16 protein-coding genes, 1 pseudogene and 1 riboswitch are annotated in these 14867 nt (G+C 43.7%); of the genes and pseudogenes, 7 read left to right on the top strand and 10 right to left on the bottom strand.

Annotated features, from left to right (window positions below; translation table 11 throughout):
- Positions 1–95 precede the first annotated feature (95 nt).
- A complete protein-coding gene (locus ACVA54_RS07085) occupies positions 96–695 on the bottom strand; it encodes a hypothetical protein (RefSeq protein ID WP_446579497.1) in 600 nt (199 codons plus the stop codon).
- A gap of 148 nt (positions 696–843) precedes the next feature.
- Here ACVA54_RS07085 and ACVA54_RS07090 point away from each other — a divergent pair, with 148 nt between their 5' ends.
- Positions 844–1116, top strand: a complete 273-nt coding sequence (locus tag ACVA54_RS07090; RefSeq protein WP_119464375.1) for a YnjH family protein — start codon at positions 844–846, stop codon at positions 1114–1116.
- A 53-nt stretch (positions 1117–1169) separates the two neighbouring features.
- Here the strand turns inward: ACVA54_RS07090 and ACVA54_RS07095 are convergent, their stop codons facing one another.
- Positions 1170–1469 carry a YfcZ/YiiS family protein gene (locus ACVA54_RS07095; RefSeq protein WP_099080367.1) on the bottom strand — a complete coding sequence of 100 codons (300 nt, stop codon included), beginning with the start codon at positions 1467–1469 and terminating at the stop codon, positions 1170–1172.
- A 522-nt stretch (positions 1470–1991) separates the two neighbouring features.
- Here ACVA54_RS07095 and ACVA54_RS07100 point away from each other — a divergent pair.
- The gene (locus tag ACVA54_RS07100; protein ID WP_099080366.1) at positions 1992–2453 is read left to right on the top strand and encodes a TetR/AcrR family transcriptional regulator; all 462 of its coding nucleotides are present in this window, start codon (positions 1992–1994) and stop codon (positions 2451–2453) included.
- 219 nt (positions 2454–2672) lie between these two features.
- Positions 2673–2831, top strand: a pseudogene (locus ACVA54_RS07105) (ATP:cob(I)alamin adenosyltransferase); the annotation flags it as partial.
- Positions 2832–2927: 96 nt separating this feature from the next.
- Here ACVA54_RS07105 and ACVA54_RS07110 read toward each other — a convergent pair.
- A complete protein-coding gene (locus ACVA54_RS07110; protein WP_446644228.1) occupies positions 2928–3842 on the bottom strand; it encodes a chemotaxis protein in 915 nt (304 codons plus the stop codon).
- 269 nt (positions 3843–4111) lie between these two features.
- On the opposite strand from ACVA54_RS07110, the gene ppiC reads away from it, so the two are divergent.
- Both ppiC and ACVA54_RS07120 read left to right on the top strand, forming a co-directional pair.
- Positions 4112–4390, top strand: coding sequence for a peptidylprolyl isomerase PpiC (ppiC, locus tag ACVA54_RS07115; protein WP_099080364.1), 279 nt, complete (start codon positions 4112–4114; stop codon positions 4388–4390).
- 483 nt (positions 4391–4873) lie between these two features.
- Positions 4874–6223 carry an alpha-amylase family protein gene (locus ACVA54_RS07120; RefSeq protein WP_119464376.1) on the top strand — a complete coding sequence of 450 codons (1350 nt, stop codon included), beginning with the start codon at positions 4874–4876 and terminating at the stop codon, positions 6221–6223.
- A 93-nt stretch (positions 6224–6316) separates the two neighbouring features.
- Here ACVA54_RS07120 and ACVA54_RS07125 read toward each other — a convergent pair whose 3' ends face one another.
- Together ACVA54_RS07125 and ACVA54_RS07130 are read right to left on the bottom strand one after the other, a co-directional pair.
- Entirely contained in the window at positions 6317–6760 is a 444-nt protein-coding gene (locus ACVA54_RS07125; RefSeq protein ID WP_446596420.1) for a GNAT family N-acetyltransferase, read from the bottom strand.
- A 144-nt stretch (positions 6761–6904) separates the two neighbouring features.
- Positions 6905–7207, bottom strand: coding sequence for an ArsR/SmtB family transcription factor (locus ACVA54_RS07130; RefSeq protein WP_446649489.1), 303 nt, complete (start codon positions 7205–7207; stop codon positions 6905–6907).
- A 251-nt stretch (positions 7208–7458) separates the two neighbouring features.
- Here ACVA54_RS07130 and ACVA54_RS07135 point away from each other — a divergent pair, with 251 nt between their 5' ends.
- Both ACVA54_RS07135 and ACVA54_RS07140 read left to right on the top strand, forming a co-directional pair.
- Positions 7459–8592 (top strand): permease, encoded by a 1134-nt coding sequence (locus ACVA54_RS07135; RefSeq protein WP_446644227.1) that lies wholly within the window; start codon positions 7459–7461, stop codon positions 8590–8592.
- A gap of 278 nt (positions 8593–8870) precedes the next feature.
- Positions 8871–9164, top strand: a complete 294-nt coding sequence (locus ACVA54_RS07140; RefSeq protein WP_119464377.1) for a hypothetical protein — start codon at positions 8871–8873, stop codon at positions 9162–9164.
- 50 nt (positions 9165–9214) lie between these two features.
- Here the strand turns inward: ACVA54_RS07140 and ACVA54_RS07145 are convergent, their stop codons facing one another.
- From ACVA54_RS07145 to ACVA54_RS07165, 5 genes are all read right to left on the bottom strand, one after another.
- Entirely contained in the window at positions 9215–11173 is a 1959-nt protein-coding gene (locus ACVA54_RS07145) for a monovalent cation:proton antiporter-2 (CPA2) family protein (protein ID WP_446649490.1), read from the bottom strand.
- Positions 11170–11787: an NAD(P)H-dependent oxidoreductase gene (locus ACVA54_RS07150; RefSeq protein ID WP_446608362.1), complete on the bottom strand. Its 618-nt coding sequence runs from the start codon at positions 11785–11787 to the stop codon at positions 11170–11172. Before ACVA54_RS07150 ends, ACVA54_RS07145 begins: the two co-directional genes overlap by 4 nt.
- A gap of 753 nt (positions 11788–12540) precedes the next feature.
- On the bottom strand, positions 12541–12972 hold the full coding sequence (locus ACVA54_RS07155) for a YccF domain-containing protein (RefSeq protein WP_099080358.1): 432 nt from the start codon (positions 12970–12972) through the stop codon (positions 12541–12543).
- 191 nt (positions 12973–13163) lie between these two features.
- A complete protein-coding gene (locus ACVA54_RS07160; protein WP_119464379.1) occupies positions 13164–14378 on the bottom strand; it encodes an MFS transporter in 1215 nt (404 codons plus the stop codon).
- Positions 14379–14390: 12 nt separating this feature from the next.
- The gene (locus ACVA54_RS07165; protein WP_310648447.1) at positions 14391–14573 is read right to left on the bottom strand and encodes a hypothetical protein; all 183 of its coding nucleotides are present in this window, start codon (positions 14571–14573) and stop codon (positions 14391–14393) included.
- A gap of 182 nt (positions 14574–14755) precedes the next feature.
- A riboswitch (purine riboswitch) is annotated at positions 14756–14855 on the top strand.
- Positions 14856–14867: the final 12 nt, after the last annotated feature.

The raw sequence follows: 14867 nt of genomic DNA on the forward strand, positions 1-14867 counted from the left end.
CGGAACTCCGATCCGTGGCAGTGAAGCAGTGAGAGGCGAAGTCTAAATAGGGTTTATCTGTTGATTCTATACTCGTTTCTCACCTTAATTCTTTACTACGGCGCGACAGCGCCACCTAGTGTTAGGTTGCGAGGCCATTTTGATATTTTGTTTCCACCTAAAAAGATATTCCCTTTAACGGTCATCATATCTGGAAATTGAGTAAGTGAAGAGCCACCAATATAGAGGTTTCCATCCACGATTAACCCTTCTGGTAATGCCGTTAATGGTGTACGAATGACACTCAAGTCTCCTTTCACTCGTAGCCTTGCAGGGAGATTTTTTAGGGGAGTATCTGTTAAATTTAAGTACCCACCCAGTTTTATCCCTATAGGCCAACGCTCAATTTTACTGCCCAATAAATCGGCATAACCTTTTATTTTTGTGCCGGGGCTGATGGTTTTCAATGCACTATGCTTCGCTTCTAAATTACCACTGACATCTAGCGCTTTAGGTAACTTAGTGATGGGGGTTTGTGAGATATTCAAGTTACCCTTCACCGCTAAGCCATCGGGCAACTGACGATAGGGTTTATTCCTCAGGTCAAGGTTGCCATAGTTATCGGTATGACCAAATTTGGAATAGTAGTCGAGTTCATAGGCGGTAGGTGAACCACTGACAGCCATTAATGTTAATAATAATGGGACAACACGCATCGTCGACACTTCTAAATTTAAAAACATGAAAAGCATAGCGTAAAGCAACTTGCGCATCTAGAGCCTGACTTACCAATAGTATGAGATGCTGCCAAGAACATAAAAGATCTACCTGCTAGTATGCTTAAATCTATTTGAGGAGATATGCATGAATTTGAAATCGATTTTAATAATGATCATGAGCTTGGCGTCGTTGTCGGTTTCTGATGCAGTGGTGGCAAAGTCTTATAGTACACCAGAGCTGGGAGCCTTCATCGCTGCGGATGGCAAGGTCGGACAGCGTATTTGTTACTATGATGATAAAGCTTATACCGAGGGGGCGATGCTTAAAGTCGACAATGTTCTTTTGGTTTGTGCGGAGGCCAATGATTTTGAATCCAATGGTGCACTTAAGTGGGTCATACTTAAGAAACAACCGTGAGGCGGTACTCAGCGAAGTTAAAAAAGCGAGCGAGTGCTCGCTTTTATCCATGACTAGCGCATTAGAGAGCGAGTCTTTAGTTCAAAGATTAGCTTTTCAGCGCTGACTTCAAACTTGAATCGAGCGGTTAGCTCTTTTGATTCTTCAGTCAGTTCAGATGTGTTGTATTCAACATCTGCACATACTGATTTAGCCAATTCAACGTATTTTTCTAACTCTGCTTCCAATGTTGCTTTTGACTCTGCGAAAATCGTTACGTCAGCAACATCGTCGCCTTCTTTGATGATAAAGCCCATCTCGCCAGCACAACCACAAGCTTCACATACTTGATTTTGTTCTAATTCGATACTCATAACAAATCCTCATGTAAATACTGTGGGTATTCTATCAGGTATTTGATCTGTATCTACAAAAATGAACGATTTTGGACAAAAATAGAACAGCATGTTATGTTGTTAATCAAAAGTAATAGGCTAGGTTTCGATGCTTATAGGAAAATAGTGTGATGCCTGTCAATGTTTAAAAGCAATTAACCAACATATTAGAGAGATATTCGTTTGATTGGTTGAACTGGAATTCAATTTATAAGACTATTTCCGATTGATTGTTTTTATACAATTATCACTCTTAATCTTAACATAGTTTTGATGAATGATTTGGTGTAAAGTTTTGATGGAATGAGTTTTTACCATGTTTTTAGTCACATATAGTGATAGTCCTATTACTATGGTTCGCACTGGAATACAGTGCAAATGGGGTATGTTGGTTCCTAATATAAGATTAGGGGCGCGAAGTAGATACTGTTAAGGGTGATTTTCATTCTAGCTTCATCGAAAAGTGAGTTAGATGGATTTATGAAGAGAAGAGCTTAGAATATGCCAAAGCGTAGTAAAGAAGATACCGAAATTACTATTCAGAAGATTATGGATGCCGTTGTTGATCAACTTTTAAGACTTGGTTACGACAAAATGTCTTACACAACGTTGAGTCAGCAGACGGGGGTATCACGTACGGGTATTAGCCACCATTTCCCTAAGAAAACGGATTTTACCGCGGCACTCGATGGTCGTATCTTTAAAATGTTCGTCGATCATTTGGAGTTTGATAAAGGCTTAGAGGTGTTTTCTCAGAGCTGGATTAAGGCTCTTGATGATTCAGAATTTTTGGCGATCTTACGCCTATTATTCCATCATATTGTTACTTCAGAAAATGCTCATGAGTTTGCTGCTAATGGTATAGACCGTTTGTACAAAATGGCAGAAAGTCAATTTGGAGACGGCAGCGCGAGAGAAATTGAGTGGTTGCTTGGCCGATCATTGATTCAAATGAGCAAGTAACTCAAACACCATAGACCAACCCCGCAACGATGCGGGGCTTCTTTTTTCTTTTCGTTAAAACCTTTCGGGTGTATCAGGTGATAATGTCCTTGATTTATCCTCCTCCAACATGGCCACAAAATAGTTGTAATCATTAGGTGTAACGCGAAATAATGAATGTGGAAGGGAAGTTAAGTCACTCGGGTATATACGGATTTCTTTTGATCTTGGAACAAAAGCATGAGACCCATAAGTAAGGAACTAGCCGAGATTTGCTACCCATTCATTTATGAAGCCAGCCCAGTGTGTGACTTTGAAATTGCTGCTGATGAGCTATGCAGCCGCATTGGGTTAGTACTAACGATGGAGTTGGATGATTTTAGTCGCAATATCCTGACTTGATTACAGCCTAACGTGTATCACATATTAATGACCTTTATCAGGTTGCAGAGACGGAGTTTGTGTCTCGCAGCTACACAATGCCAAAGAAGTAAACTAAGAAGCCATGGCTTTGGCTTCTAACTCTTTTGCCCCTCGAAGCATGGCTTCCACCAGTTCACCTGCGTTGAATTTCTCAAGTGCCTCGTGTGCACCGACTTGGTGAGCGCGATCAACACAAATCTCACTCGACAGGGAAGTGTGAAGAATACGGTAAGAGTGGTTCAGCGCGGCATCATTTTGAACTTCAAAGGCAAGCTCGTATCCGTCTAAGCCAGGCATTTCAATATCGCTGACCAACAAGTCGATAGGATGATTAGCGGCGGCATCATGTTTCATCAATGCCAATGCATCAGTTCCGTTTTTACAGATTTGGTAAGGAATGTTGATGCTATCTAACGCATCACAGAGCTGTTTTCGTGCGATGGCGGAATCATCAACCAGTAAGATATTCAATGCTTTCAATCGCTCGCGCTCAATGTCCGTTAGCATTGGAATTTTCGCATTTTCATACTGTGGATAGATTTTTGAAAGTAGCAGTTCGACATCCAACATCTGAACAATGTTATCTTCATAACGAGTGATACCCGTAACAAAGATATTGTTACCAGCGCTTTCTGGCGGCGTTTCAATTGTTTTCCAGTCGCATTCGATGATTTTTTCAATGCCACGAACCATGAAGGCGACGACGGTTCTTAGGCAGTCGGTCACAATCAAGTAGCAGTCTTGGTACTCTTCTTCGTGCATAGGGCGAAAACCAATCGCTGCCGCCATGTCGATCACGGGGACGGTTAAATTACGAATCGTAACGGTCCCGATTACGTGATAATGTGAATAAGGAATTTTAGTCGTAGGCAGATAAGGAACAATTTCACGAACTTTTAGGGTGCCTATTGCAAAGTGCTGTTGCAGGGTGAGTTTAAATACCAGCATTCCCTGTGATTGATTCGCTTTGCTTATGACTTTAGTCATAAAATATCCTTATCTATACTGCTGATTTATGACGCTAATCTAATCTTATAAGGCGACAGCTTCAACCGTTTAGCAGAGAAAAGTTAGCTTTTGAAGCAATCTTCCTAATTTGAGTGGATATCGTGTGAATGGCCACACAGTATTTCACTAAATTATCAGTTTTTCCTTGCTCATTTTTCGCTCCAAAATAGAGCTGTATGCGAGAAATTATTGGCGATATCAGGTCAATTCGGTAAACTTGCTCGATCCGAACAGTGAGAGACAGGCACATGGCAAATACAGCAGCGGCTTTGCACATTCTTGTGAAGCATAAAGAACAAGCTGAAGACATCATAGCGCAACTTAAAAAAGGCGCTAAATTCCAGGCGTTAGCAAAGAAATACTCGACTTGCCCATCTGGTAAACGTGGTGGCGACCTAGGTGAGTTTCGACGTGGTCAAATGGTGCCACAGTTCGATAAAGTTTGTTTTTCCGGTGAAGTGCTAACGCCACACCTTGTGAAGACCAAATTTGGTTGGCACGTCGTTAAGGTCTTGTACCGTACCTAATAAAAAATAGCGCGTTTATCGCGCTATTTTTGTATTTACCGCCCTTTATTCGCGCTCCTCTCGTTATCTTTTCGAGCCTTTGTCGACTTTCCTATCTATTTATAAATTGCACCGAACGTGATGTAAGTAACAGTTTTGCTTTCTTAAATGTTTGTTACATAGCGAGTGATTTCTCCATTGCTACATTCTTCTTGAGCTAAGGCGTATTAGTGAGAATGGAGGCTGGGCAGAAGATGTCATCTTTAAAAGTGACTATAAAACAGGGGTTTATGCACTGGTTTTTTGTAGTTTTGATGATGGTTTGGGCGCTAACATAGCTTATTAAACCTTTACAGGGGATGAGCTACGCCCTGTTTTTCCCCCTAGCAGAAACGCAAAAGGGGTGAGGGAGGCGCGTCAATAGTTCTTATAATTTTGGCTATTGGATTCGCTCACGATGAATTCGAGTAACAATGGGTGAGCGAACGCGACGAGGAGAGAAACATGAGTGGCTTACAGGACACACAATCAACGGGTGCCAATGTTATCTTGCATGCTTTTGATTGGAAGTATGTTGACATTGCCCAACGCGCAGCGGAGATCAGCGAGCTAGGTTATGGCTCGGTATTGGTTTCACCACCAATGAAAAGCGCACAAGACGAACGCTGGTGGCAGCGTTACCAACCTCAAGACTATCGTGTTATCGACAATGCGCTCGGTAATACCACAGATTTTAAAAGCATGGTTGAAGCGCTCGACCGTGCAGGCGTATTAGTTTATGCCGATGTCGTTTTTAATCACATGGCAAACGAAGCACATCTCCGCTCGGACCTACAATATCCGCGCCAATCAGTGATGGATGACTACCAGAAAAATACGGACAAGTATCAAGACCTGATTCTATTTGGTGACTTATCTGAGCCGCTGTTTGATGAAAATGATTTTGTTGAAGCCTTTGGTATCACAGATTGGAAAGACAAGTGGGAAGTGCAGAACGGACGAATTACCGGAGGCCCAACTGATCCTGGCTTGCCGACACTTCGAGTTTGTGACGACGTCGTTAAACAGCAGCGTGCTTATCTTAACGCATTAAAAGTACTCGGTGTGAAAGGCTTCCGTATTGATGCGGCTAAACACATGACTTTGGAACATCTAAAGCGGGTTTGGACCGAAGACATTACCCATGATATCCATATTTTCGGTGAAATCATTACTGATGGTGGGGCTACAGAAGAAGAGTACGAACTGTTTCTTGAGCCATATTTGAAAGAGACGCGTTTGGGAGCCTACGATTTCCCTTTGTTCTCAACCATCTTTAAGGCGTTCTCCAAGAAGGGCAGCTTCAAATCTTTGATTGACCCTTATTGTTTTGGTCAGGCGTTATCGAATGGTCGCGCAATTACGTTCGCCATTACCCATGACATTCCGAACAACGATGTGTTCTTGGACTTGATCATGGATGAAGAGGACGAGTGGTTAGCGTATGCCTATATTCTTGGTCGTGATGGCGGTGTGCCGCTGATTTACACCGACCTCGATACTAGCGGTATTAAAGGCAAAGATGGCAAACCAAGATGGAAGAATACGTGGAAAGACTCAAGAATGGCGAAGATGATCGCGTTTCATAACCGAGTTCATGGTGAGCCGATGATGGTGCTAGAAGGCAACGATGATATGTTAGTACTTCAACGGGGTGAGAAGGGAATTTTGGTGTTGAATAAATCTGCTCGACCTCAATCGTTGTTGCTGCAAGGAGGCAACGATCTAGTCGATATGATATCCAACTTGAAGGTAGCTAGTGGGCAAGAGGTGAAGGTTGCAGCTAAATCCGCCATGCTTTTAGTGTCTGAATAATATGTGTTTAAAAAGCGACTAAATGCCGAGTATGGTATTTAGTCGCGTCGTGTTCACCGCTTTACCATGAGCATTACTAAGGAGCTGATTTAATCAACTCAAAACCAGTCTTAGTGAAATATCACCATCGTCTAACACGCCATCTTCAACAAAACCAAAATTTCGGTAGAGCTTTCCAGCTTGTTGATTGGACGGCTTATGCATAGTGAGAAGGGTTTTTCCACCGAGATCCTTTATTTCTTCAACAAGAAGGTTGAGTACTTGTGTTCCATAGCCTTTATTTTGATGATCTTTATCGATCATAAAACGGAACAGCCAGTAGATAGAATAATCCAGTGGCTCATCTTCATGACAAAACGCCAATAGACCAATAACCGTCTCTTGTTCATAAATCACTTTCAACTGGTAATCGATTTCGAAGTGAGACTGGGCAATCGTAATGGCATTGGACGCGAGGCTATCTTCCTGTTTTGGATGCAAATTGAGCCGGATGCAATCCAAGTAGTTTTCTTTGGTTAGCTCTCTAAGTGAGATCATAAAAACGTCGTTCCTTCTTCCTAAAAGCAGAAGGAGTAAAGCTTATTATTCTATGAGATAGCAAATGTTGGATGGGGTGTGAGTGCAACGATGTGAGGAAGTTCATATAGCGGTGGCTGCCTCAGAAAGAAGCCGATGCCCAGATTAGCATTTATCGCCACCTTCATTGATGCAACACTCATCACGTAGGAATCCAATCACAGAATCCAGACATTCATATTCAGCCACGCAGTACAAAGTGCGACCTTCGCGACGCTGGCTGATCAATCCCGCAGAAACAAGGCTCGAAATATGGTGAGAAAGTGTAGAAGCCGGGATACCGAGTTTATCTTGTACGCCACCTACCGCTATGCCCTGATAGCCTGCTTTGACCACCTCTTTGTAGATACAGAGTCGGGTAGGGTGCCCTAATTCTTTAAGTGCTTTGGCTACGGCTTCAAGTTCCATTCTGACCTCTTGAGAAGACTAACGATAAATTCATTTCGATGATAATGGAAGTGTTATGGAATAGCAAATTCCAAAAATACTTTTCATAAGCAATTGATATTTATTATCTAATCAAACATTTCGACATTTATCGAAATAAATGTATTGACCATGATTTTTTTACTTCTATAATTCGAGAAAAATGGAAATGAAGAGTCCAGCTTCATTGGGAAATTTACCGTTAGTGATGAGAGATCAGTAGGAGACTCAATATGAACCCAGAAATTATGGTCATGGCTAAGGAAGCGCTTGATATGTTTGCGTTTCTAGCTGCAGAGCTAATCATTCTGTTCTTAGCAATCAGTTACATTGTTGGTGTTTTGCAAGACTTTCTAACACCGGAAAAAATTCAGTCTATCTTGAGCTCGAAGAAGGGTAAGGGCTATTTCATTGCTGCGTTATTAGGTTCAATTACGCCTTTTTGCTCCTGCTCAACGATTCCTTTTCTAAAAGGTTTGTTGCGCGCCAGAGCAGGTTTTGGACCTATGATGGTGTTCCTATTTGCAAGCCCACTGCTTAATCCAGTGATCATCGGTTTATTTGTGGTAACCTTTGGATGGAAAGTGGCAGTATTCTACTTTTCGATTGCAATGACGGTATCGGTAGTTGCGGGTTATGTGCTTGAAAAACTGGGTTTTGAGCGGTATGTAAAACCTGAAGCATACGAAGCCGCGGGCTCGTCTTCATGTGGGACAGCTTGTGGTGATTCAAGCCGCAAAAAATCAGAAGAGAAACCAGCAACAAACAGTGGCACAAGTCCTTGTTGCACACCCGCTCCGGTTGTTGAAAAAATTTCTTGTTGTGCGTCAGCTCCAGTCGCTGAAGAACCGTCTTGTTGTGGTGATAGCACACCAAAAACAGAACCTAAGGTAGAAGTGTCTTGCTGCTCTGCAGACGGCAGTGCGACAGCGAAAGTTGTGGAAGAGAAAGAACCAAACCGTTGGGTACGCATTTGGCACTCAACTTGGAAAGACTTCAAACCAGTATTCCCATACCTAATGATGGGTATCGCAATTGGCTCTTTCATCTACGGTTTCATTCCGACTGATCTGATCGTAGAGTACGCAGGTGAAGCTAAGTGGTACGCGATTCCAGTTGCCACTGTGATTGGCATTCCATTGTACATTCGAGCAGAAGCGGTGATTCCACTAAGTGCGGCGCTAGTACAAAAAGGCATGGCGTTGGGCTCAGTCATGGCGCTTATCATTGGTAGCGCGGGCGCAAGTCTTACAGAAGTGATTTTGCTAAAATCTATCTTTAAGAACCAAATGATTGCGGCGTTTCTATTCGTGATTCTAAGCATGGCGATTAGTGCAGGATACCTATACACCTTTATTTTTGCTTAAAAGAATAAAGCTGAATACGCACGATTGCTTTCAAACAAAAATCCCCGAGCCTAGACTCAGGGATTTGTTTATTCCTTGTGGCTCATTAACTTCACATTCACAGTGTATTTCAAACTCGTGAGACGGTAAGAACAAAACGCATACTGTTTGATCTTTGTTCGATAATTTAGTTGCGGTTTTTTTAATCAAGATCAATCTTCAGCGTAATTTAATCTTTGGATCACATGCCTTCATCTATACTTCTAAAAGGTAGCCCATTGGAGGATCAAGGAGGCACCATGATTACCGTGCATCGTGAATACAGTTTGAAGAATAGCCTAGACTTGCATGCTAGCGTTGAAGTCAATCCAGTTGGAATGTTGGAAGTCGATATCATTGAGCTGGGTGAGCATCATACGACGGATTTTGGTGACTTGTCTTTTGAAAGTCGTGGTAGCGAAACCAAAGTGTGTGGGAAAGAAGGCAACGTGCCGTGGCAATTCAACCTTGCGAAAAAAGATGCGTTGGAGCTTTCTCACCTAGTTGATGAAGCCAATGAAGAATATGAGACCTTAATGAGTGATCTTATGTAACTTCAGTTGATGCTTAGACGAGAAAAAACCTCCCGCGGGAGGTTTTCATTTTATGGGGTGTCTTCTGTTGGAGTCGGCAAATCTGGAACGTTTTCACCATCAAACTTGTCTGCGTAGCCCTTCGGTGGTGGTGTCCAACCTCGTTCTGATCGCGAGAGTTTATCGTGCCGGTCTTTTCGCATCTCTTCGGCCATTTTCTCTTCTAGGTGAATAAACAGCTGAAGGAAGTTATTGTCGTAGCGCTCACCTTTTGAATCATCGGCCCATGCTTCGTACAGAATATTGGATTTTCTATCTTCGACACGCTTATAAGTGGTTTTTTGTTGTTCAACAAAGAACGGATGAATACCAAGCAGCTTCATCGCATGACCACCAACTTCTAATGCAGAGTGGTAAGTCTCTGATTCTATAATATCCGCTCCTGCCTGACGGAGACGGTAGCCATGACCGCGGTCGAATGCACGTGCGATGATTTTCACCTGAGGGTAAGTGTGTTTGATGTATTTCACCAATTCGACACTTGATTCTTGGTTATCAATCGCGACAACAATTGCCGAGGCCTGTTTAATGCCAGCGGTATGAAGCATATCGGGACGCGTTGCATCACCAAAGTAAGCACGGGTGCCAATTTGGCGCATGTTGTCAATTTGGCTCGCTTGGTGATCCAGAACGACGGTCTTTACACCATTGGATACTAAGAGACGGTTGATGATCTGACCAAAACGACCAATACCCGCGATGATAACCGTGCCTTGCTCTTCAATAGTATCGATTTCACGTTCGTTCGATTCACTTTGATAGCGAGGAAGAATCACTCTATCAAACAGAATAAATAACCCCGGAGTAAGGAACATCGAGATAGCCACGACGAGGGCTAATGTTTGAGATAGCTCGAATGGAATAACGTGGTTTTGTACTGAGAAACTTAATAGCACAAAACCGAATTCACCCGCTTGCGCTAAGCTCAACGCGAACAACCAACGGTTGCTCCCTTTAATGCGAAATATAAAGGCTAAAATGAGCAAAATGGACGCTTTTAGTAGCATGACGCCGAGCGTGAGAGCGATGATTAAACCGAAGCCACTAAATAGGACAGAGAAATCGATGCCTGCACCAACCGTGATAAAGAACAGGCCGAGTAACAAGCCCTTAAAGGGTTCAATATTTGACTCAAGCTCATGGCGGAATTCACTGTTTGCCAAGACGACACCTGCGAGGAAAGTTCCCAAAGCCGGTGATAGACCAACTAAACTCATCAGGGCAGCAATACCGATCACTAGCATCAACGCTGTAGCCGTGAATATCTCACGCAGACCTGAGCTTGCGACATAGCGGAATAATGGGCGACTCAGGAAATGGCCGCCAACGACCACGAGAGCAATCGAAGCGGTAATCGCTAAGCCATATGTCCAACCAGGCAATCCAGCGACCAAGCTTAACTCTTCATGATGCTCTGCCGCCGTTTGCGCAGCGGATTGTGCTTGCTCTACTAATTCGGGCAATGCTAGGAGGGGGATAAAGGCTAGCATTGGAATGACGGCGATATCCTGGAAAAGAAGTACAGAGAACGCGTTCTGACCACCTTCTGTTTTGGTCAACCTTTTTTCGCTGAAGGTTTGTAGCACAATGGCGGTTGAAGATAAGGCGAAAATCAAGCCGATGGCTAAAGCAACGGTCCAAGGCTGCCCAACATAAAGCGCAATCCCCATGATCACAGCAGCAGTACCACCAACTTGCAAACCACCTAAGCCCATTAGACGATTGCGCATTGCCCAGAGCATTTTGGGCTCTAGTTCCAAACCGACGAGAAATAACATCATCACCACACCGAACTCAGCGAAGTGCTGAATGGTGGTGGTCTCTTTGCCTACTAGACCAATGATGGGGCCAATAATCACACCGGCAATTAAGTAGCCGAGTACAGACCCCAACCCCAAGCGCTTCGCTAAAGGAACGGTAATCACTGCCGCTATTAGGTAGATAAAAGCTTGTAAGAAAACCCCAGTCATGATGCTCCCTTAATCAGTTCTGGTAAGGCGCTGTTGAGCTTAATGAGTGATGCTGCTGCTTTGATATTGAGTTTGTCTTCGACTAACGCGGTGAGCAGAGTCCGGTAGCGTTCAAGATGATGGGGGATTCGCCCTTCTTCTAGCGCGGTGCGAGAACCAAACAAAGCAAGAGGGGCAATATAGTTCATTCCGGTTAGTGAAGACATTTGTTCGATAGGTGCAAGTAGCTCCCGAATGGTAAAGTGGTTGTAGCCTTCGGCTTTGTAGGCTTCTTCTTTACCGCCCGCAGAAAGCACGCATAGCATCGTTTTTCCCCGCAATTCTGTACCTTCTGCGCCATAAGCAAAACCGTATTCAAGCACAAGATCCTGCCATTCTTTTAAGATAGAAGGGGTGGAGTACCAATAGAGAGGAAATTGAAAAATCACCACATCATGATCGCGTAAGCGTTGTTGTTCTCGGTCGATATTAATATTGAAATGAGGATACTCACTGTACAGATCGACGCACGTCACTCCTTCAATTTCTTGGGCGGCTTTGAACATAGGGGCGTTCACTTCGGAGCGGTGCTGGGAAGGATGCGCAAAGAGAATGAGTACTTTTTTATTTATCATAGAAATCCTTGCTGTGTGCCCAAACTATTTTTGGTATAAGAATGAGAGACTTTAGTGATTGTAACAAACTGTAACTCATATCTCATTAGCTCGCCAGCATCGCCCACATAGAAACCGTGTTAGGCGTCAACTATGAGATCAGTCACTCCCCGAAAGAGCTTTTGACCAAAGCTATTGTTCAGGATGCATTTTGCGCTTATGTACGTAAGGATCATCCGCTAAAAGGTGGACGCTTACAGATTACGGATTGTGAGAACTTAGAGTTCGCCACCATCATTGCCGCCGACTGGAACTCAAACGTTTCGTTCACAGAAAAAATAATGAAAGTCAAAGGAGTAGAGCCTAACATTGCTTTCGTTGTGAACTGCCTTTCGCCATTGTGGATGTAGTCGAAAACTCGGATATGGTATTTCCTGCCTCAAAGACGCTGAATGCCGAGAAACTTTCTTATCTATGTCGGATCGAATTCAAGTACGGTGGGATGGTTATTAAGCCCGCCTTGCAGGCTTGCTATCATCACAAAAATCTGAGCAATGTCACAGTGCATTGGTTACGCGGTATCGTTACAGAGATTATCAAAAACAACTTAGACTCGAGAACTCACCAATAATAACCACTGGTTATTACCCCATTTACTTGGGTTTATTAATAAACCGTCGTTAATGGCGGGTTACTTATTACCGGAATAACCCTCTAAGCCATTTGCTGAGAGGGTCACTATACCGAAACAATCTCAAGGTACTTGGTTATAGATTATCGTTTGATGTTGTAGCGAGCCATTGTGGCTTCTTCTGTCGATACGACGGTTTTACCAATCGGTGCGAGAGAAATGACCGCCAGTTTTAGGTGTTGAAGTGCAAACGGAATACCGATGATCGTTACAAAGCATGCCACGGCAGAAAGTACATGGCCGATTGCTAACCAGATACCCGCAAACACAAACCAAATTACATTACCGATCACCCCGAGCGGGCTAGTGCCGATGTCCATCTCGTTCGTGAGTTCATCTCGTGAAACGGCTTCTTTGCCGAATGGGAAAAACGAGAAATTACCCATTACGAAACAAGCGCGCCCCCATGGAATGCCGATGATACTGATGAATGCCAGTAGCCCGAAGAACCACCATAGCAAACCCATGAATACGCCACCGAATACAAACCAGATGATGTTGCCGAGTGTTCTCATTTAAAACCCTTTTGATTTATAGCGTTAAGTTAAGTATGCCATATAAACATTAACCGAGGATGAATAATTGCAATGAGATTGCACTATTGATATCCAGCATGTCCAAGTTCAGGTTACTTGGGAATAGCACATTGGAGCGTTGAAACGACAGATAAAAAAGGCTCTCAACGTGTATTGAGAGCCTTCAATACTTAGGCCTTAACCATAGTTAAACGCGGTACAGGTTTGTCATTAATCGGCAGGTGAATCAGTGCGGCGATCAACGCAAGAACCACGGTAGACCACCAGATAGGCTCGTATGAGCCGTAGTAATCGTAAATTCGGCCGCCCACCCAAGCTCCCAAGAAACTGCCGACCTGGTGAGTGAAGAACACCAGACCATAAAGGGTCGATAGGTAACGTGAGCCGAAGATTTGGCGAACCAGGCCAGAAGTCAGCGGCACTGTCCCAAGCCAGCAGAAACCGATTGCGCCACCAAAAATAGCTGCCGTCTGTTCAGTGACAGGTAGCGTCACAAAAGCGGCAATCACAATGGTGCGCATCAAGTACAGTGCTGACATTACGTGGCGTTTGTTAAAGCGATCACCCATTACCCCCCAGAAATAGGAGCCAAAGATATTGAAGATACCAACGTAAGCTAATGCCATTGCTGCAGTTGACGCTGGTAAGTTCTTATCTGCTAAATAACTAGGTAGGTGAGTGGCAATAAACATCACGTGGAAACCACACACAAAAAATCCGGCATGAATCAACCAGTAACCTTTATGAGCAAAGGCTTCTTTCAATGCTTCTTTCAGTGTTTGATTGTCTTCTGGTGCATTGGTAGCGGCATTGGCTTTTGGCTTTGCCGTCCTCATGAATAGGGCGAACACCACCATAAAGCTACATAGCACAGCGAATGCTTGCATTGCCCCTTGCCAGCCAAAGTCGCTCATTAGTGTCTGTGCGCCTGGGATCATGGCAAACATACCAAATGAACCAGCGGCCGTGGTTAAACCGAATGCTTTTGCAGCATGCTCTGCTGGTACGACTTTCGCGACGGCACCCAGAACGATCACGTAGCTGGTGGCACTCAGACCAAGACCAACAAGTACACCCAGTGATAGGTACATCATGGTTGGTGCAACGGCCATCGATGTCAGAAACAGTCCCAAAGCGTAAGAGATGGCACCTAAAATGATAATACGCTTTGCTCCCCAACGGTCGGCTGCCATACCCACAAAAGGCTGGAAAACACCAAACAATAGGTTTTGCAATGCTATCGCAAAGCTAAAGAACTCACGCCCGGTTTGAAAGTAGTCGGAAATTGGCATCATAAAAATGCCAAATGATTGTCTGATCCCTAGACAGATAATTAGAATCCCTATTCCCAGCCAAACTAGGAGTGGAAACCGGAAAATACTCATAAATTGCTCTTATTAATGATGGTGGTGATGAGAGTGTTCTTTATTGTCACCTGTAGTTTGGTGACAGCCACTGTTAATGGCTTGTGCTGCCAGAATTTCCAATAACTTAGGAGAGTTATGGACAATGATTAATGACAAGCACAACATGACCGATATCCTCAGCACCTGAGCGAAAATGGATTGAGAAAAAAGCATGCATTGTGCGCTCACGTAAAAAAATGAGCGCGAAGTGTAGTGATAAACCAGTAATGACGCAAATGACAAAAAGTGGAATAGGTTATGCGTTTAATGCATGTGTAAGGGAGGGAGAAGCGTTTTTTTGGAGTTTGCGTATGGCTATTGAACAATCATCGATTTGAGATTCATCTTTTATCACGTAAAATAGCGCAGGTTTGCTTCGTATAACCCCAATAATATGGATTGGGGATCTCTACCAGTTCCCGCAAAGTGCTGATTACGAAGAGTTGAGGTCACAGTGGATCTTACTCT

Source organism: Vibrio sp. PNB23_22_6, from assembly GCF_052877535.1.